Raw genomic sequence first — 19,671 nt, 5'->3', positions numbered from 1 at the left:
TTTTTTCCCAAGAATAAAATAAATAAAAAGGTGGAGATTACCTATACTGTGACAAAGTAAGCTTCTCGCCTGGTTTCATATCTCTTTGGGTCTTTATCTTCTTTACAGCATCCTCAAAATGCTTCATAGTAACATGAGCCTCAGAGGCATGTTTTGCTGCATCTTCAGGATTGCTGTATTTTTGAAGGTACTCGTGTAGCACTAATGAGATAGCAGTATTTGCGACTGCGGACATATCAGCACCACTAAAGCCATCAGTGAGTTCTGCAATTCTTTGTAAATTGACGTCACTAGTTAGAGGCTTTTCTTTTGCATAAATTTCGAGTATTTTAAGCCTTGTACTAATATCTGGTTTTGGTACAAACACAATTTTGTCAAACCTTCCAGGTCGAAGTAATGCACTATCAATCATGTCCAGCCTGTTCGTAGCAGCTATTATAACTACACCATTTAATTCTTGAATACCATCCATCTCAGTTAGCAATTGTGAAACCATTCTTTCTGTACCCGCGTTTACTCCTTCCATCCCTCTTATAGGAGCAATAGAATCAATTTCATCAAAGAAAACAACGCATGGTGCTGCTTGTCTTGCTCGCCTAAAAATTTCTCTAATTCCTCTTTCTGATTCACCGATCCATTTTGAAAGCAGCTCAGGTCCCTTTACGCTTATGAAGTTGGCTTCAGACTCTGTAGCAACTGCTTTGGCAAGCATTGTTTTTCCTGTACCTGATGGACCATGCATCAAGATTCCCTTAGGAACAGAGTGACCCAATTTGGTATACAAGTCAGGATATCTTAATGGCCACTCCACTGCTTCTTGGAGTTCTCTTTTTACTTCGTCTAACCCACCAATATCTATCCACTCTACATCGGGGGATTCAAGGTACACTTCTCTCATTGCGGAAGGCATTACTTCCTTTATAGCATTTTCAAAGTCATTCATCGTAACAACTAATTTGTTTAATACATCAGGGTTGATTTTCTCCTCTTCAAGATTTAATTCAGGCAGTAATCTTCTTAGACACTTCATAGCAGCCTCTTTACACAGATATTCTAAATCAGCACCAACAAATCCGTGACTTACTGATGCTATTTTTTCCTGGTTTACATCGGAGTCTAATGGCATGTTTCTTGTATGGATTTGAAGGATTTCTAACCTGCCACGTTTGTCTGGAACCTTGATTTCTATTTCTCTGTCGAATCTACCAGGTCTTCTTAATGCTGGGTCTATGGCATTAGGTCTATTTGTGGCTGCAATAACAATAACTTTACCTCTAGCTTCTAAACCATCCATTAGAGATAATAATTGAGATACTACTCTTCTCTCAACTTCGCCTGTTACTTCTTCACGCTTTGGAGTTATAGAATCAATTTCATCTATAAACATTATAGAAGGAGCCTTTTCCTTTGTTTCTTTAAATATTTCTCGTAATCTTGCTTCTGATTCTCCGTAGAATTTACTCATAATTTCTGGGCCCGAGATACTTACAAAATGAGCATTACTTTCATTGGCAACTGCTTTTGCCAATAATGTTTTACCAGTTCCTGGTGGACCATAAAGCAGCACTCCTTTAGGAGCTTCTATACCTAATTTTTCAAATATTTCAGGATGTCTTAGAGGAAGCTCTATCATTTCTCTAACTTTCTGTGCTTCATCTTTTAGTCCGCCAATGTCTTCATAAGTTACTTGTGGTACTCCACGCAGTGTTTCTCCACGTTCAGCAATGTGAAATACGGTTTTTTGTGTAACTAAAACAGCATCTACACCAGGTCCAGGTGTAACACCTATAACTTGAAAAGTAAGTCTACCACCAAAGTACGGTACCATAACGTTGTCACCTTTGATAAGTGGTACACTTTCAAGAGCATCTGCTAGATATCGTTCATCTATTGGTGGAATAGCTTCTAATGGTGCTACAATTACCTTTTCTGCGGGAACTGCTTTAATTTTTCTAACAATTACTGTATCACCAATCGCTACACCGGCATTATTTCTAACTAAACCATCAACTCTAATAATGCCCTTACCCTCATCTGAAGGATAAAGAGGTAAGCATTTTGCAACTGTCTTGCGCTTCCCCCTAATTTCCACGACATCACCTGTAGATGCGCTTAAAGCATCCATAGAATCATAATCAATTCTGGCAACACCACGACCAACATCTCGTGTGTATGCTTCAAGCACCTTTAAAGAAAGAGTATTACTCTGAGACATGATTACTACTTAATATTTAATAACATACTACTTATACACTTTTGTAAATCAAACTGCACAATTTGGCAACTATTGTATCCTCTGATGATTCAAAAAGATGAAATAAAAGTTAGGCCAGAGAATCACAAAACTTTAAACCAAAATTCCCGCTACTTTACCAAACCTATAACTGGAATATTTTCAAATTCTTTGTAAAGTGGACTAGCGGAATCAAAGTTAACTATTAAGATTCTATTGTCAGCGATTGAAATTGAGACACCAACACCTTTAAAGTTGTTTGTTTCGTTAGAAACGGTGGCGTTAATAGAGCGAGTCTCTTTTATGACATCTATTTTTCCTGAATACGTAACGTCGCTATTCTGTTGTTGGACCGAATTTGCCAAGAAATTAGATAAACTATATGATGTGGTGTTTGTCGATGTTAACCCAGATGTTTCGTTATTCTGAGGTGTATTGCTAGGAGTGATAGTATTAGTTACATTTGTGGCGGTTGTATCAATAGGATGATTAGATTGTTTGATAAAACTTGCATTAAAGTCCTTACTTCCGTTATCTCGAGCATAGAGGGACCAATTTCCATATAAACTATTTATGACAGTACCATTGACCGGGTTAATCTCTGAACTCGATATAGTGCCGTTTAAGTCTTTGTTTAGTGCATTTGATTGACCATTATTGGTGGTCGTACTTGTAGTTGTTTTGTCATCACAAGTACTTCGTGTAGTACTTGTAGTTTTACCATTATCGTTTGTTTGAGATTGAATAGAAATGTTGTTGTTACACTCATTGTTGTCGTTATTATCATTGTTATTGCTATTTTCAATAGTAGATTGAATACTTTTTTGAGTTTGCTTCATAAAATCATCAAAATTTAGTTGGGCATTAGCAAAATTCATATTAATAGAAATATATGAAGAAATCAAAAAAACAGACAAAAGCGTAATAAGAAATAATTGTTTTGCATCATTAATAATAATATTGTTATTCGGTATTCCAAATATTCTATGATCACTTCCTAAGGAATGGATTATTCTTCTAAACATTAATTACTCTTGATTGATATACGCAAAATACGATTTATGTTTTACTGAATAAAAGATATGGTTTTATATTAGCCTAATTTCTTATAGAAAATAATTATCAATGATTTTATCTTTATTCTTTGTATCCTATTTATTTGAATCTGAAAGAACAAGATCCTCATGATCTCAAATCCTTCCCCCTCTATAGACAGGCTTGCAGGAATTAACTTGTATGCTACAAGCAGTCAAGGTATTGGAGGATCAATCAAGAAAAAAAATGAAGACTTTCAGGTCAAGGAATTACTTAGCAGCAAATATCTTGCCAGTATACAGAAAGTTCAAGACGATACCCACATATTTCCATTTTATCAATTAGAAAAAAATGGTATTGATTCTGCACACGCTATATTCCTTATAAGGAGAAGAACAGGCATTATCTTGAAGATTGTGGGCCTAAAAGATGCAAAGGCAACCACTATCCAGTATGCTACATCAAATAGATTCAAAAAAGGTACAAAACAAGCGATTAAAGATTTCACTACTAACCAAATAAAACTGACACTTCTGGGATTTGCAAAAAGACCCATAGGAAAAAACTTTCTAATTGGCAATGCATTTAGAATAAAAATTACTAATCCACTTAAAGCTAATTCAAAGACCCTGAATAATTTTGCTTCAGAAATTGATAAAATAGGGAATTATTATGGATTACAGAGGTTTGGAAGTGAGAGACTAGTGACTCACTTGGTTGGAAAATCTATAATAAAGCGTAGGTTTGATGAAGCAGTAGAGTTATTACTAACCTATACGAGTACTTACGATACTAAATATAGTAAAGAAATTAGGGAAAAACTCAAAGATGTTAAAAATAACCCTTCTTTGTTAGAACAAATCCCTAAGGGAATGGATATTGAAAGAAATCTAGCTCGAGAGATTATAAATGGAAGTGAATCAATTAAGGTACTTAGGACTGTTCCAATTACTATTCGCAGATTATTTGTTCAAGCATATCAGGCTTACTTATTTAATAGAACTTTAAGTACGGCAATTGAAAATGAATTTTCATTGATTATTCCAAAGGATGGTGATCTATGTTTTGATATAAACAAGAATGATCTAGAATTTGGCAAAATTCGCAAGTATTCAGGAAGTAGTTTTGGAAAAGACAAGATTCAAGGTATTCCCGTTATCAGATTACCAGGATATTCATTCCAGCCTGGAAAAAATAGATTCGACAAATTGGTTAGGGAAATAATGCACGAAGAGTCAGTAAATTCAAAAGATTTTTTTGTGAAGGAGATGCAAGAGCTGAGCGAAGCCGGTGGTTTTAGACAAGCAAGTTATTTTTGTAAAGATTTTGCATATTTCGCTGAAGGCGAGCATTTAGTAATTCAGTTTTCTGCCCCTAAAGGGACATATGCTACTTCTCTGTTGAGAGAATTGATGAAACCCCCTGACCCCATTCTTGCAGGCTTTTAGACCTCGATAATGAGTTCTGTGATCTGGATTTACGAATCGACAGGTACATATAGACATAATTATCTGCCATGCAATAATAGATACATCTAGGATGGAGAATTCAAATATCAAAAAAGACAGATTTGCCATTATTTAAAGCATTTATTACAGTAGGGATTTTGGTAATGCTTTTTGGGATAGCATTCATAATGATTGATTGGTTTGTTAATGCATTCACAGCAGGATTTAAAGAAATTGGGATTAGATTTGTTTTGGCAGGTATCATTACAATTGGAATGTCATTCGTTTACAAATACCACATTATTTTAGGATTTTTATTGAAACAATTCAAGAATAAGCTTACCGCTGAGGATAGATTCTCAAAATGGTATAGACCTTGAAATATAAAATTCTTATAATATGTATGCCTTTAATAGATAATAATAAATTAAACTCTTTATCTCTGATATCTTCAAGGGGTAACTAATAACTAACCAAATATAAAAATCGCAAAAGTCAAAGTCAAAAAATTATAAATCAGGTTTTTAAACGATAAAGTACAAGTCTTGGCAATAGAAGTAGTTAATTATGATTTTAGTGATCACCCAGATCAATTTCAACATTACTTCAAAAAGATCATGAAGTTAATAATTATCTCAAAGCTAAATTGCATAGGAACAAATCAATCTTCGGTGGATTATTTTGTAAGATTAGTCAATAGAATATCAGGATGTAATCATCATTATATAAGATATGGGAGGTTAATGCTATTTACCAAATTCATGGGTCACGAATTTAATTATCACACTGTAAACGTATCGTTAAAAATACTCGAAAATAATGTTTTAGAGTTATCAATAGAGTCAATCATTCAAGATTTTGTAAAAATTTTTGACACACTCAGTTCAGATACTAGAGAAATATATTGGAACATTACAGAAAAAATTGTAAACGAGGTATCGTCATCAGAATCAGAATCTCAAAGTTCTGAAAAGCACGAAATAAAAAATAATCAGGTTGAAAACAATCAAACTAAAAGGACAGATTATGAAGCAATTACATTTTCACTATTAGAATCATTTATCAATGCATTATATTTTTTAATGAACTTGTCAATGAAGGATAAAAGCAGTCTTATGAATATTTATGTGGAAATAAAAGACATTTCCCTTACTCGACGAATATTGACTGTTGAAGTAATGGTTGATGACGAGATCGTCATTATCGACCTGAATCCTAAGACAAAAGATAAAGTTTCAATTACTCTTGATGATGACAAATACACAGGAAAGGCCATAAAATCACTAATGATTCAAAACAATTTCAAATAATAATGGAGAGAGACATGGAATCTATTAAAATTGTTACAAACTAAAACCTCTATCTAAGAGCGCTGCCAGAAACAAAATAGAGATGGACAATCCAACCGTAATTCTACCAAGTATTATGATTCGTTTTCTCAGAATTGTAAAATATTCATCTGGCACATCCTTTTCAACTATTTTTTGTTCTACATTTTTGTTTAGAATTTTTATGTGAATTACATATATTGCAAACATGATACTCACCAAGATAATTTTTGTCAGTAGTATATAGCCATAATTTGATTCGAGAAATAGATTTGGTTGACTGAAGAAAGTCCTAGCGTTATATATACCGGTAATTACAAGTATAATTAGAGATGAACCACCTAAGTAATTAAACCTCCTTCCTACTGTAACCATAAAAGATACCCTTTGATTTGCATCAGGTATGGTTTTCTTTAAGAATGGAGCCAAAACAATCCCCAAAAAGACAGCACCGCCAACCCAGATTGATGAAAACAGCAAGTGAATCCATACAATTACAGGGTCAAAAATATTCATCAGCGAATGTATTTAGCATTCTCCATAATATATTACTATAAACAAAGTTTTTTAATACCAATACTTTACAAATAAAATCGATAAGAATTGTTTTTAAGCAGACGTAGATTAGTATTAATAGGTACCGTTATAGTCATAGTAGGAGTCATCGTCTTACTACCGTTAATATTAACAATAACCTTGCCTGATCTGGAGGCCGTGAGCATTATTATCAAAAATGTAGAGCTCAAAGATATTTCTGATGACAACAATACAGCTACTCTAAATGTCGTTTTTAATATCAAGAATCCTACCAGTCAAGCTTTAACAACTTCAAAGATCGATTATGAATTAATTGCCGATGGCAAATCATTAGGGGAGTATTCAAAATCTTTTATAGACATTCCTGTAAATGGAAGACCACAATTACTTTCTAACACTGACACAAACATTAGTTCAATAATTGAAACACCCATTTCGGATCAAGCTTTTAGGATGAATCTTGTACAAAATAATCAAACTATGCAAAACATTGATTGGTCTGTGAACGGTAATGCAATAATTGAATCAGGATTTAGCTCAGCTCCAAAGACATTTAATGCAACATGGTAGTTAATGGTTTTTATTTAATTTATTTTTATTAAAAAAAATAATTTTTATTAATTTAAAAACTGTTTATCGAATGTCAGATATATTCTGGTGAGGAATCATGTTGTTGATTTATCATAAATTTATCAAATGAAGTTACAATCCACTCTTCTATAATCTGGCACTTTGCGGGACTATATGGATTTGATTCATCTTCATTTGAACATAAATGTTGATAAGAACAACAAAGACACGGGGCTCCCTCCACCATGCTGACGTCGATAGGTCGTGGCTCTTCAGATTCCATGGATATAGTTTTTTTTACTACTAATTTGTATGTCCATCTTCCACGATAGAGAGCTTTTTCACGTGTAATCAAAGACTGTTTTTCTAAATTACCCACCAATCTTGATCCATCTCTACTATCTAGTGAAAAAGATTTACACAACTCGGTCTGAAAAACACCCTCTTCACCACTTGTGGTAATTGCTTCAAACACTTTATCAATGAGATCACTTTTAGAACGAGCAGACAATTTTGAACCAATAATTTCAGATGACAAAACATAGTATAAACAACAAAATGATATAAATGTCTTTATGGTAATTTCCATTTATAATTATTATACAGCAACCCCATATTTGTACGATATACGATTAGTTCCACTATGAAGGAAATGCCAGTTAATTCAATCGGTGGAGGTGCGAGAATCCAGACTATTAAATTCAATCAACACAGATTGTAATTGTCATATAGCTATTGGAGTAAGTTTCTCCAAGTATCATATATAACATTTGATGATGCTATCCAAAAGGATGTAAGAAAATAAAAAGATTACACCCATTTAATTTATATACTCTTTCGTCGATCTAGAAAAGTACAGACTGCGTGACTTCAACTTGTTCATAAGTAACAAATTTTGACAGTATTGTTAGGAACATTGATTATAATGTATTAATAGTATTTTCATACGATATTTGACATACTGATGGCATATGAAGACAAGGGAAAATCAGGCTCAACTTATCAATAAAAGGCAGAACACAAATAGATACACAATCAAATTGCTCAAATGAATTGAAAGATTTTTCTGAAAAAATTAAAAAGGCCATACCCTTATGAAACCTCGATTTTTTTACAAAACGTAGAGAATATTCAAAATAGACCGATAAAGGTATTATTGAAAGGGGTTAGAATTTGGATTGCTATCCATAAAGTCAGATCACCTCGGGTGACATCTTATTTGCCTAGTTTTATTATAATACATTCAAAATCGTAAAAGGTGTGGATATAGCCCACTTACCATCATTCACAGATAATAAAAAGTTCCTTATTCTAACTTGACGGTTCAGTCAATCTCGATCTACTCATCCAATTTTTTCTTTTTAGATTCGAGATAATCTCTTGTCAATTCCGAAACTATGGATAAATCATGGCCAAGGGTTTGATCAACCATTTTTTGAAAACTGCTGCGGTCACCATATGTTCCATCAGGGTTTTGTAATTTAATACGCATGGAATCCATCATCTTATTGTTCAACTGCTCGAGTTCAGACAAATTTTTCTTTGGAATAAAATTCAGATCGGCAGAATTTACAGTAAATTTTTGATTCATCCTTTTGAGATTATGGCTAATGAAATCCATACTTGTTATTTCACCTGTGCTAATAAAAGTATTATCTAATTGATAATTTTATACAAAAATACTTGATTAAGATTTTGCTGATGTATCAATAGGCGAAATAGATTTATTGGATTGCACTGACTCGGTGAAGATATTTTCATTAATGTTTTGATAGATCCATTGAACTTATCAAAAAAATTAAAAAACAAATACATTAAAGTACTATTCTTAAAAAAACCAAATCATTTTCCATTTATGATTTTGTTGTAGTAGTTATGATCAACTTTGATCATCTTGCCTTTTATTGCTAAATTAATTAGTTCATTAAAAAATTGGCTAGTTTGATTATATGTTTCACTCCCATGAGCATGGAGCCAAAACCGCCTTCTCATCAATGGATGAATTTTATCCTTCGGATTAATGTACTCCATAATAGGCCCGAATTGAAGTACATATTTTCCATCCCAAAAGCCCAATCCAACGTTATGAACTATTTTTGGATATTTGACAAGTATTGTGTTAATTTCAGAGGAATCAATAAAGAACAGATTTACATTGTTTTCAGAATGCCATTTGATGAAAAGTAAGGAGCTGTTCTGATTGTCTCGTATATCATTATCTAGTTTTTCTTTCTCCATAATAAGGAATCTGAAATTGTTAACTAATTTTGATTGTTTTAGCCTTCTTAATGACTTTTCCTGATGACTTAGCAAGCTAAGGGGCTCACTATTTTGGATTTCCCAATATTCTCCAGGGGGCAAATATGTAGCAGATACATACTCTTGGCCATTCTCAAAAAGAACTTGATATATTAAACCTGTAGATAATAAGCCAATTTCCAATCCTTTAGATGGGTTAGTTAAATCACGAAATTTGCCCAGAATCGTACCAAATCTTGCTTCACAAAAATTTTGAATAGGTGCTACAAATGTGTCATCAAATTTTTGATATAGAATTAGGGGTTTGAGATCTAAACTAAATTCGATATCAGAATTGTTGCCATATTCGCCTTCTTTAAAGAAGGAATAAACATTTTCAAGTTCATTGTGATGCTTTAACATTATTTTACCCTTATCATAAAGGCATAAACCGTATTTGTTTTTGTTAAACAAATAATCATTTTTAACTTTCTGATATGCAAAGTCTGTCAAAAGTATTTGATTTGGTCTTGCAATATCCATTATTCTTCTGGCTAAGACTAGTTCATGTCCCCATGGGGCAAATTCTTTATGAACCCCATCCTGAAATGACAAAAAAGATCCAAAACCAATACCTATTCTTACAAAAATCTTCTCAGGTTCTAAGACCACCAAGTTAAATTCCAAGATATTTTTATGAATAAAAATAGAAAGGTCTAAAGGATATTCGTACCTTAAGAATACAATTAACATACCATCACCTGTAAAGGACTTGTAAATAGCCGGCTCCCCTACTGATTCGAGATATTTCGCTATCAAACCTTTTATTTTGTTGATTTTTTCTAATTGGCAAGTGATAGATAAATTTGGATTGGATGAACCAACAATATCGATAAAAAAATACCACCCATCGTCAATATTCTTGAGAGACGTTTCAACGTTCATGTTTTTAGTTAATGGTATAGTAGCAACAACATACAGTTTATAATTGTTAGAGATTCTCAAAAAGCACTAATAGAAAACCAAAAAATTTTAATTCATAAGAATTGTTTATCCTTAGAAATTGTTTAGATCATATTTTAAACAAATTTACACAGCTCCAGATAAACTATCTGAGTTTGACATATCAGAAATGCGATACAAGAGTTTCGAGAAAAAATATGTATCAAAAAGAAGATTTTTATGATAATATTAAATTTAGAAAGTAAGAGTGTAAACTTGTAAACTTCATTTAACCTTTTTCTCAGGTCATACTACCCATCGGGTTCGAATTTTTTTATAATTTGGAATTCAAACAATAGAAGTTGGAAGCTGAAGAAAAATATGATCTAATAGTAATAGGAATTGGCACTGCGGGAACTACTGTTGCTCAAACGATAAGGTCTAAAGGGTGGAATCTAGCCATAATTGACTCCCTTCCGTTCGGTGGAACCTGTGCATTACGCGAATGTGAGCCTAAAAAAATCCTAGTTGAAGCGGCCAAAGTTGTCGATGCCCATGCCAGGTATCGGAATAAAGGCATCTTTATTCCAGAGTACTTAAAAATACAGTGGTCAAATTTAATTCGGTTCGAGAAAAATTTTACAGAACCTTTTGTAATCCAAAGAGAAAATGATTACATGAAGGACGGTATCCATACATATCACGGCGAAGCAGAGTTTAAAGGTTCAAATGATATAAGAATTATAAGACGCTCGGAAAGAAATTCCGATTCAGAGGTAGAGTGGGAATCAACCATCTATGGGAAAAAAATAGTAATAGCCACTGGGACAAAGCCTGTTGACTTGATGATGAAAGGTTCGGAATTGATTACAACAAGCGATCAATTTCTCGCCTTTGAGCATAAGAAATTGCCAAATAAAATTATTTTTATTGGAGGCGGATTTATATCATTTGAATTCGCTCATATTGCAGCTAGAGCAGGAGTAAAAGAGATAACTATAATACATAGAGGTTAGAGCCCATTGAATCATTTTGATCCGGTTTTAGTGAAACTTCTTTTACAAAAATGCAAGGACGTTGGAATTAACGTGATTATGAACACCACAATAGAAAGTATCCAAAAATCAAAATTAGAGGATAGGAGTGAAGGAATTTTAGCTCGATTGGTTAATTCGAATCCCGAAACCATTGATGGGAAGGAAAAATATCAGTCAATTCAATTCGGCGGATTTGATCGTACATGGTGCTGGAAGAATAGCAAACATTAAAAACTTGAATCTAGAAAAAGGCAATGTCAAATCTTCGTCTAATGGGATATTGGTTAATGATTTCTTACAAAGTGTATCAAATCCAGATGTTTACGTGGCAGGAGATGTTGTCGCAAGTAAAAATCCAAATGCAACTCCCAAGGCAGGGTTTGAGGGAGAACTTGTTGCTAGTAATTTGCTGAGTGGAAACACGGTTAAAGCGAAATATGATGAGATACCAAGAGTGGTATTTACCATTCCAGCGTTAGCATCCGTTGGGAAGAATGAAATGGAACTCAAGAAAGGCGGGTTTAACTTTCGAGTAAATTATCAAGATACTTCTAATGGGTACACTTCGAAACGCATGTGTGAAACTTGTTCCGGATTCAAAGTATTAATTGATAACGAAACAGACAAAATTTTAGGTGCACATTTGATAGGTCCTCATGCAGAAGAAGTAATTAACATATTTTCGCTTGCAATCAAGCTAGGATTGACTACTTCTGACCTTAGAAATAGTACTTTGTATAGTTATCCCACTAGTAGTTCAGATATACCATACATGTTAAACTGACTTGTTTATTTGGTCCAAATAGGACCAAAGTATTTATCTAGTTTAGAAAATTAAATAATGATAGCATTTTTTGGTTCGGTATATTTCCCCCATGACTGAGAATCTCGCCATACAATGCAAAGGGATTTCAAAAATATATGGTTCCCTTAGGGTGATTGATAATTTGGATCTAGTAATAAAGTATGAGAGCATTTTCGGATTACTGGGACCTAATGGTGCAGGCAAGACATCGCTTATAAAGATATTAACGGGTTTAACCAAACCGACCAAAGGGAAGGCGTATGTTGCGGGTCATGATGCAGATACACAATCACTTAAAGTTAGGGAGAACATAGGATGGATTTCCTCAGAAGTGATACTGGACGAGTCATTGACAGTAATGGAGAACATACACATTCAAGCAAGGTTACACAATATAGGTAAAGGGTGGAAGGAAAAAGCTACTAATCTTCTTGAATACTTGGAGTTAAAAGATGTAGACCAAAAAAGAGTTGGGAAATTATCGACGGGAATGAAAAAAAAACTAGAGATCATAATGGCCTTGTTGCATGATCCTAAAATTTTATTTATGGATGAACCTACGATTGGACTAGATGTAAGTACTCGAAAACTATTATGGAGGCTAATTAAAAATATTAACTCTAAGTATGGAGTTACAATTTTTCTTACAACGCATTATATCGAAGAGGCAGATGCGTTATGCGACAACATAGCAATCATAAACAATGGCAAAATCATTGCGAAAGGATCACCTACACAATTGAAATCGCTTTCTATGGGAGACATCATTGAAATATCCTTTTTTAATACATTTGAATTTGACCATTTGCTAAAAATTGAAGGAATATTAGAAATCTCTCAGATTGGATTGCCAAAAGATGCAGAGAGTATCAAACCAGATATAGATAAATCAATGAAACTAAGGTTTAGAGTAAATAGCGCTGAGACTATTTTGTCAGAATTGATTTCAAAAATTACGGTTAACAACAGTAATAATATAGAATCAATTAAGATCGAAAAACCCAATTTAGAGTCAATATTTCTTCAGCTCACCGGAAAGAGATTTGAAGAGATTGAAACTGTACGATAACATAACCAAGAATAAGAAAATGGACAATAAAAAATCGATCTCATTGTTTAAAATCGTTAGGTCTTTTAATCAATTCATTGGTCTTTATGTAAGAGAAATAAAAAATACTTTCAGAAATCCTGCCGTAATCGTACTCAGTATAGTACAGCCACTATTATGGATAGTATTCTTTGGAAGTAGTTTTGCCTTTGCACCCCTCGAATTCCTTCAAGACTTTTTTCATACCGACAATTACATTGCATTTTTGCTTGCCGGTCAACTTTCTACATCTATGCTGTTTGTAGGAATGTTTAGTTCCTTAAGCTTAATCCAAGACAAGAAATCTGGATATGTTCGAAGAATTATGGTCTCTCCGACGAGGAACTATATTATTTTCCTATCAAAAGTATTTGGAGCTACTTCAAGAGGTATGCTTCAAGTACCTATAGTATTTCTAGGAGTGATAATTTTAGGGGTTCAAATCCCAGACGCGTACGGAATCATAATGTTCATGATTTCATTATTGCTGCTGAGTTTGGGTTTATCTTCCATATATCTCATTCTAACGATGACCAGTTCTGACTGGCAGATTCCAACGGTTATATCGAATTTTATAAATTTACCTTTAATGTTCGCAAGCACTGCTTTATTTCCAAATGACAATTTTCCACCTTGGATGCTTTTTATATCTAATCTCAATCCAGTTTCATTTTCATCATCGTTTGGTAGAGAAATAATTATATCCGGAAATCTTTCAGGTGTCAACTGGATCTACTTTTACTATTTGCTAATATTTGCAGGTATTATGACACTAACTGGTCTTGTTGTGGCAAACAAGACCTTGAAGATCGATTAAAACTATTTTTTTTGAAAATTCTGATGGAATCCTAAAAGGCGGAAATGACACCGAAAATATCTGTTAGTATATCAAAATAAAGATATTCGGATAGGGACATATTGTAACAAATCATCCATTATTATATGCAGCCTGTAGATCTGGAATATTGATCTTTTTCATGCGTAACATTGCATGTATAATACTCTGGGATTTCCGTGCGTTGTTGTCTTTCATCATTTGAGATAAAAACCTAGGGATTACTTGCCATGAAAGATTATATCAGTCCTTTAACCAACCGCATTGTTGTGCATTGGTATCTCCTCCATCTGAAAGTTTGGTCCAATAATAATCTATCTCCTCTTGAGTATCACATGCAATTTGAAAGGAAATAGATTCATTAAATTGAAATAATGGACCCCCATTTAATCAGAGGTATTTTTGTCCCTATAGTTGGAATTCTACAGTCATTACTGTTCCTTCTTTCATATGGTGAATTTCAAATCTCTCCTTACCATATCGAGTGACACCCACAATCTTTGAGTCTTTAAAAATTGAAACATAGAAGTTTGCGGCATCCTCGGCCTGTGAATCAAACCACAAGCATGGACAGATTCTTTGATCATGAGGCTGTTGCTCAGTAGTTTTAACAAGATTAGATTCACTCATTTAATAACTCTAAGATAAAGATATAAAAATTGGTAGGAGAGCAAATGTATATCCAAACCTAATCAACATATCAATCTTATCGTGGATCTTAGAGTAGTTTTTTTCCCTCCCAGTATAAGAGAAATTGCAATTTTTTGAAAGTTCTATTAAAGTATGTTTAAAATAAGGCAGAATAAGTAATCAGGGGTATTTCTATGAGATCAAGTAATAAAAAAACTTGAAAATCATCAATAAATAATTTGAATGAAGGGAATTACAACTAATATCGATATACTACTACAACCTCGTTTGTAAATATATTTATGACAATACTTTCAATTCATCATAGACGCCTCATTTAGTTATCTAAAATCTTAACTTCCATATTGTAGTTTAAAATCAAAGTCACATTTTCAATATTTTTAGATTAAGTCACCAATGAACGCTAGATTCAATATCACGAGAGATCATATTACTTTATATGCGGTCACCGGGATTTGAATTCCCGCTTTGTCTGAATTCCGACAAAGTCCCGGGTTACGGGCTTTCTCCACATAAATAATATATATGGAAGGCCAGTGTCCTAACCAAACTAGACGATGACCGCAACATCATTTCCTTTTGATTGATGCTGATATTAACTTTTCTGACTTGTACATCAACATTAACAGGAAGTGGTTATCGCTCTTTTACTTTTTCTTATTTGAAAAAATGTAATTGAGCAAAGAATCAATGGCTTTGTTTTTAACCTTCTGTTTATAATAATTCGAACCTTTCTTTGGTTCTTCCGTCAACTTGTCCCTCTGGATAAGATCATAAGGTCGATGATCTAGAGCACCTTCAAAAACCACCTTTAATTTACCTTTAAAATTTGAAACTATAATAGAGTCGAAGACCTCCTTTTGCCAAACAGATCCAACAAAATAAATAGCCGGAGGGTTATTAAGCGTATTAATCCGAGCATTTAGATTATTTAACACAGATTCAATACTTTTTGAGGTATTGTCTTGTTCGATATACTGACTCGATACACCATTCTGGTTCAAATAATTAACAATTATTTGGCTAAATTGACTATCGGCTATCAGAATGACTTTAGTATGAAACTTATCAGGCTTAGATTTCATAATTATATCAAATGTATTAATACACAAAGTGATTCGAGCTTTAACGAAATCAGGAAGATCGATATAAGTTAATTGACCACTAGGTCTAAAACTATCTGGTTTTGGGCCTACATTCTCATAGTTAAAGTTAGAATATAATAATATTAAATTACCATAGGTAAAAGCATTATCTGACAAGATGTTATTTGATAAACCACCCAGCAAATTTATAGATAACTAAAAAATATTGGAAACCTATCAAATTCTACTTTACTAGTTGATATTTTGATCGATACCCTCGGGGGTTTATCATCAAATCATTGTAATTATACGAAGATGAATTGCCAATGATAATAGTCGTAATCATACCCATAAGATCAGGATAATCAAGCATTCTTTCTAAATCTGTGATTACAATCGACTGACTTTCACGAAAAGCGCCCTTTATAATTGCAACAGGTGTGTTAGGGCTCCTATGCCTAAGGAAAATATCTCTTGCATCCTTAAGCTGATGTATCCTCTTTTTGCTTGATGGATTATAAACGACTGTAACAAAATCTCCAAGTGCTGCTGCTTCAACTCTTTTAACAATTATTTCCCAGGGAACTAATAGATCGCTCATACTAACGACAGCAAAATCAGTCATCAGCGGTGAGCCAATCAAAGCACTACAAGAATTTAATGAAGAAACTCCCGGAACACATTCTACTTCAATTCCATGATTTTTGGTCCAACCTTTCTCAGCCAAGATTTCATAAATCAAACCAACCATCCCATAGATTCCAGGATCACCCGAAGAAACTAATGAAACTATTTTACCATCCTCTGCAAACTGTATAGCCTGATTTGCTCGATCGACTTCCTGAGTCATAGGATATCTAAAGACTTCTTTACCTTCAATGAGATCTTCAACTAATGTAACATAAGTATCGTAACCTACTATAATCTGACTTTGCTCAATGACTTCTTTTGCACGAAATGTCATGTGATCATGATGGCCGGGACCAACCCCTACGACGTACAACTTTCCAGTACTCAAATCAAAAAAAACTAGAGTCCTTTGTTCATTTATCTTTTTTCTTTATTAGAAAAAAATTCCGATTTTTGTAGCCCTTAGTTTTAAGAATTATCAGAATCCAAATAAGGTGAATCCAGCTATACTGGACGTAGTGGGCAGGTATATTTATGATTAATGATCCAAATCAAACTCTTTGTGCAACGCCCTTACCGCTTTATTGCAATCACTATCGTTTATAACAAAAGCAAGATTTAATTCCGAGGAACCTTGCACTATCATGATTACATTAACATTACTCTTAGCAATGGCAGTAAAGACCCTGCCAGCAATACCTTTTATTCCTCGCATGCCCGAACCAACTACAGTCACAATTGAAACATTCTCCAATACATTGAGATGTTTGATAATTCTTCCCAAAAGTTTTAGTTCCAAAGAAGCAATTGCCTTTCCCAAGTCATCATGTCTTAAGACTATGGAAATACTAGACTCAGAAGGGCCCTGAGATATCATCATAATATTTACCTTATTATTCGCCAGAGTTTCAAATATACTTGCGGCTGTACCGGGGGCACCTACCATACCTCCACCGCCAACATCTAAGAGAGCGGTGTTTCTAATAGCGATTATGGACTTGACAATATTACTCGAAATTTTGAGATTCTTTGTGATGGTTGTTCCAGGATGATCCAAATTAAATGCATTCCTAATTTTTAGAGGAATATTTGAATCTAGTACTGGTTCAAGAGCTCTAGGATGGATGTACTTGGCGCCAAATAAAACCATTTCCGCAGCTTCGTTGTAAGATATCTCTTCTAATACCCTAGCACCATCTACTATTGAAGGATCAGCAGTCATCAATCCATCTACGTTGCTCCACAAATACACTACATCTGCATCAATACATGATGCGATTATTGTAGCGGTATAGTCAGATCCACTTCTGCCCAAAGTAGTGGTATGATTGTACTGGTCACCAGCAATATAACCGGTCACAATAGGGACTATACCCTGAGCTATCATAGGTACAAGTTTTGAACTCACTCTAAATTTAGTGGTATTCATAAGTGGACTAGCTTCGCCGTAATTTGAATCAGTGATAATTCCGATCTCTTTCCCTGTAAAATATTTTGTATCAATTCCTTGATCTCTCAAGCAATAACAAATTATTGGAGCCATTAGACGTTCTCCAAAGGAAAGCATATGATCCAAAGATCTGGGAGTGATTTCCGAAATCAACACTAATCCATCCAATATAGCTTTAAATTCCTGTATAATATCTAAGATAACTTCCCTGGCTTCAGATCTCAAAATTGGATCTTGAATGACTGGATTTAAAATTTCAATATGATTTTGAGTTATTTCAGTAACAAAATTATCAATTGCTTTTTTATCTCCTCTTACTATCTGTTCTGAAAGTAGGATTATCCTGTCTGTAACTCCAGTCATCGCCGAGATAACGCATATCATTTCAGGTTTTTTTTCATTGTCATAGTAGGATTTAATTATTTTTACAATGGTCATAATTTTTGATGGACTATCCAATACTGATCCACCAAATTTCATTACAATTCTCATCTTTATGGATCACTCATTTAACTAAGTGAATTAGAAATAGATAATTCCCTTTGTGCATGGTCAAAACAAACAAAATAAAGTTAAACATCGAATAATAAGATCCTCAATCCTGAACTCGAGGAGCGAGGTAAAAATGAATACGTCCAATATTTGCGATTCTAAATTCAAGTCGTATTGGCATTTTTGTGGAGTACTCTATTGCAGAGGTAACACCGACAGAGCTGACAGATTTCACAATCTTAAGCAAGTAATCCAGACTATAGGTAGCTTTTGATTCCTCTTTCACTTCAATATCTTCCAGTCCCTCGCTGTTAGGCTCCATAGTAACCATTGCTTCGCCGGTGTCGCTTTTTCCCAAGAACTCGATTCGTTCAGGAAATGATTCAATTTCAACATACTCCGATACAACCTCTATGTCTGAGAGGATTTTATCAAAAGCAGACAAAGATAAGACTAGTTTTGAATTAAATGATAATTTTGGCAATGGAGTAGACCCCGAAGAACTTTCGATGAGTCGCATTTTGTATTCTCTTTTGTAACTTCCACTAGTTCTAATCCTTAATACATCTTGATCTGTAATAGAGACTTCTAGCTCATCTTTCTTATCTGTTCTTTTGATCAACTTTGAGAATTCAGAAATACGGACACCAAATTTAAGCTCGGAATCACATTGGTAACTGTCAAAAGCAGTATTAGGCCAAAAAATATCAATCAGAGCAACATGAGATGGGTCCATACCTCTAAAAGAGATACCTTCAGAAGTAGCTTCAAAAGTTGCCTCATCCACTAAAGTAGATATCGCAGAATTAATTATCTTCCATTCCTCAGGCGATTTTGTTTTTGCTGTAAACATCAATTTGATCAACTATTTAGTTGTGGTTTAATACGTCCGATCACTATTAATGAAAAATTAAGAGTAATTTCTCCAGGTGTGACTGCATTTGGTACATCTAAAGAATTGTGTTGTAGCTTCATCTGCCGAACGCGTTTGTAACATCCACCAAAATGCCAAGTTATTCTGACATTTAGGGCACTCAATATTTGTAGTGGGTAAGCCTTCAATAGGTTTTTCAGAGTCCATTATTTTCAGCGTGTTATCAGAGTAATCATAACTTGATACAGTTGTAGCAACACTGTTAACCGGATTAGATATACTTGGTTCATTCTCTCCCACAATAACGTGACCGCATTTTAGGCAAGTCAGAATTTGTTCTTCTTGTCTATTCCTTAATCGGGAGTCGCATTTTGGACAGAACTTCATAGGTTTT

20 protein-coding genes, 1 tRNA gene and 1 pseudogene are annotated in these 19,671 nt (G+C 33.9%); 9 read left to right on the top strand and 13 right to left on the bottom strand.

The genetic code is table 11. From position 1 onward, the window contains the following. Positions 1-37 precede the first annotated feature (37 nt). Positions 38-2,215, bottom strand: a complete 2,178-nt coding sequence (locus tag F1Z66_RS02305) for a CDC48 family AAA ATPase (protein ID WP_149861988.1) — start codon at positions 2,213-2,215, stop codon at positions 38-40. A 149-nt stretch (positions 2,216-2,364) separates the two neighbouring features. Then, a complete protein-coding gene (locus tag F1Z66_RS02300; protein WP_149861987.1) occupies positions 2,365-3,258 on the bottom strand; it encodes a hypothetical protein in 894 nt (297 codons plus the stop codon). Between the two features lie 159 nt (positions 3,259-3,417). Here F1Z66_RS02300 and truD point away from each other — a divergent pair, with 159 nt between their 5' ends. The 3 genes from truD (at position 3,418) to F1Z66_RS02285 (ending at position 6,026) form a co-directional block, all read left to right on the top strand. Then, on the top strand, positions 3,418-4,716 hold the full coding sequence (gene truD / locus F1Z66_RS02295) for a tRNA pseudouridine(13) synthase TruD (RefSeq protein WP_149861986.1): 1,299 nt from the start codon (positions 3,418-3,420) through the stop codon (positions 4,714-4,716). Positions 4,717-4,838: 122 nt separating this feature from the next. Beyond that, positions 4,839-5,096, top strand: a complete 258-nt coding sequence (locus tag F1Z66_RS02290) for a hypothetical protein (protein ID WP_149861985.1) — start codon at positions 4,839-4,841, stop codon at positions 5,094-5,096. Positions 5,097-5,261: 165 nt separating this feature from the next. Next, positions 5,262-6,026 (top strand): hypothetical protein, encoded by a 765-nt coding sequence (locus tag F1Z66_RS02285; protein ID WP_149861984.1) that lies wholly within the window; start codon positions 5,262-5,264, stop codon positions 6,024-6,026. A 33-nt stretch (positions 6,027-6,059) separates the two neighbouring features. Here the strand turns inward: F1Z66_RS02285 and F1Z66_RS02280 are convergent, their stop codons facing one another. After that, entirely contained in the window at positions 6,060-6,560 is a 501-nt protein-coding gene (locus F1Z66_RS02280; RefSeq protein WP_149861983.1) for a CopD family protein, read from the bottom strand. Positions 6,561-6,647: 87 nt separating this feature from the next. Between F1Z66_RS02280 and F1Z66_RS02275 the strand changes: the two genes are divergently transcribed. After that, positions 6,648-7,151, top strand: coding sequence for a hypothetical protein (locus F1Z66_RS02275; protein WP_149861982.1), 504 nt, complete (start codon positions 6,648-6,650; stop codon positions 7,149-7,151). 73 nt (positions 7,152-7,224) lie between these two features. Here F1Z66_RS02275 and F1Z66_RS02270 read toward each other — a convergent pair whose 3' ends face one another. From F1Z66_RS02270 to F1Z66_RS02260, 3 genes are all read right to left on the bottom strand, one after another. Further along, positions 7,225-7,689, bottom strand: coding sequence for a transcriptional regulator (locus tag F1Z66_RS02270; protein WP_230207418.1), 465 nt, complete (start codon positions 7,687-7,689; stop codon positions 7,225-7,227). A gap of 801 nt (positions 7,690-8,490) precedes the next feature. Next, on the bottom strand, positions 8,491-8,772 hold the full coding sequence (locus tag F1Z66_RS02265) for a hypothetical protein (protein WP_149861980.1): 282 nt from the start codon (positions 8,770-8,772) through the stop codon (positions 8,491-8,493). Positions 8,773-8,993: 221 nt separating this feature from the next. Beyond that, positions 8,994-10,394, bottom strand: a complete 1,401-nt coding sequence (locus F1Z66_RS02260; RefSeq protein ID WP_149861979.1) for a hypothetical protein — start codon at positions 10,392-10,394, stop codon at positions 8,994-8,996. 299 nt (positions 10,395-10,693) lie between these two features. Here F1Z66_RS02260 and F1Z66_RS02255 point away from each other — a divergent pair, with 299 nt between their 5' ends. From F1Z66_RS02255 to F1Z66_RS02240, 5 genes are all read left to right on the top strand, one after another. Beyond that, positions 10,694-11,347 (top strand): FAD-dependent oxidoreductase, encoded by a 654-nt coding sequence (locus tag F1Z66_RS02255; RefSeq protein WP_149861978.1) that lies wholly within the window; start codon positions 10,694-10,696, stop codon positions 11,345-11,347. A gap of 6 nt (positions 11,348-11,353) precedes the next feature. Further along, entirely contained in the window at positions 11,354-11,599 is a 246-nt protein-coding gene (locus F1Z66_RS15760; protein WP_159357556.1) for a hypothetical protein, read from the top strand. After that, on the top strand, positions 11,562-12,152 hold the full coding sequence (locus F1Z66_RS02250; protein ID WP_159357557.1) for an FAD-dependent oxidoreductase: 591 nt from the start codon (positions 11,562-11,564) through the stop codon (positions 12,150-12,152). Before F1Z66_RS15760 ends, F1Z66_RS02250 begins: the two co-directional genes overlap by 38 nt. Positions 12,153-12,243: 91 nt before the next feature. Continuing rightward, positions 12,244-13,242, top strand: a complete 999-nt coding sequence (locus tag F1Z66_RS02245) for an ATP-binding cassette domain-containing protein (RefSeq protein ID WP_149861976.1) — start codon at positions 12,244-12,246, stop codon at positions 13,240-13,242. Beyond that, positions 13,226-14,077 carry an ABC transporter permease gene (locus tag F1Z66_RS02240; protein WP_159357558.1) on the top strand — a complete coding sequence of 284 codons (852 nt, stop codon included), beginning with the start codon at positions 13,226-13,228 and terminating at the stop codon, positions 14,075-14,077. The genes F1Z66_RS02245 and F1Z66_RS02240 overlap by 17 nt, the downstream gene beginning before the upstream one ends. Before the next feature lie 111 nt (positions 14,078-14,188). On the opposite strand, the pseudogene F1Z66_RS02235 reads toward F1Z66_RS02240, so the two are convergent. The 7 genes and pseudogenes from F1Z66_RS02235 to F1Z66_RS02205 all read right to left on the bottom strand — a co-directional run bounded on the left by F1Z66_RS02235 (position 14,189) and on the right by F1Z66_RS02205 (position 19,664). Then, a pseudogene (locus F1Z66_RS02235) lies at positions 14,189-14,725 on the bottom strand (VOC family protein). Positions 14,726-15,186: 461 nt separating this feature from the next. Continuing rightward, positions 15,187-15,311: transfer RNA gene (locus F1Z66_RS02230), tRNA-Gly, on the bottom strand. Positions 15,312-15,393: 82 nt separating this feature from the next. Further along, positions 15,394-16,008 carry a hypothetical protein gene (locus F1Z66_RS02225; RefSeq protein ID WP_149861974.1) on the bottom strand — a complete coding sequence of 205 codons (615 nt, stop codon included), beginning with the start codon at positions 16,006-16,008 and terminating at the stop codon, positions 15,394-15,396. 67 nt (positions 16,009-16,075) lie between these two features. Beyond that, on the bottom strand, positions 16,076-16,849 hold the full coding sequence (gene cobJ / locus F1Z66_RS02220; RefSeq protein WP_230207417.1) for a precorrin-3B C(17)-methyltransferase: 774 nt from the start codon (positions 16,847-16,849) through the stop codon (positions 16,076-16,078). 150 nt (positions 16,850-16,999) lie between these two features. Next, positions 17,000-18,391, bottom strand: a complete 1,392-nt coding sequence (locus F1Z66_RS02215; protein ID WP_149861973.1) for an aspartate kinase — start codon at positions 18,389-18,391, stop codon at positions 17,000-17,002. A gap of 115 nt (positions 18,392-18,506) precedes the next feature. Further along, a complete protein-coding gene (pcn, locus tag F1Z66_RS02210) occupies positions 18,507-19,256 on the bottom strand; it encodes a proliferating cell nuclear antigen (pcna) (protein WP_230207416.1) in 750 nt (249 codons plus the stop codon). A 57-nt stretch (positions 19,257-19,313) separates the two neighbouring features. Then, complete coding sequence (locus F1Z66_RS02205; protein WP_149861971.1) at positions 19,314-19,664, bottom strand: transcription factor S; 351 nt, start codon at positions 19,662-19,664, stop codon at positions 19,314-19,316. Between the last annotated feature and the right edge of the window lie 7 nt (positions 19,665-19,671).

This window comes from Candidatus Nitrosocosmicus agrestis (genome assembly GCF_008389435.1).
In the GTDB taxonomy this organism is placed as follows: domain Archaea; phylum Thermoproteota; class Nitrososphaeria; order Nitrososphaerales; family Nitrososphaeraceae; genus Nitrosocosmicus; species Nitrosocosmicus agrestis.
The sequence above is the reverse complement of the archived record's forward strand: the minus strand, read 5'-3'. Positions and strand labels throughout refer to the sequence as shown.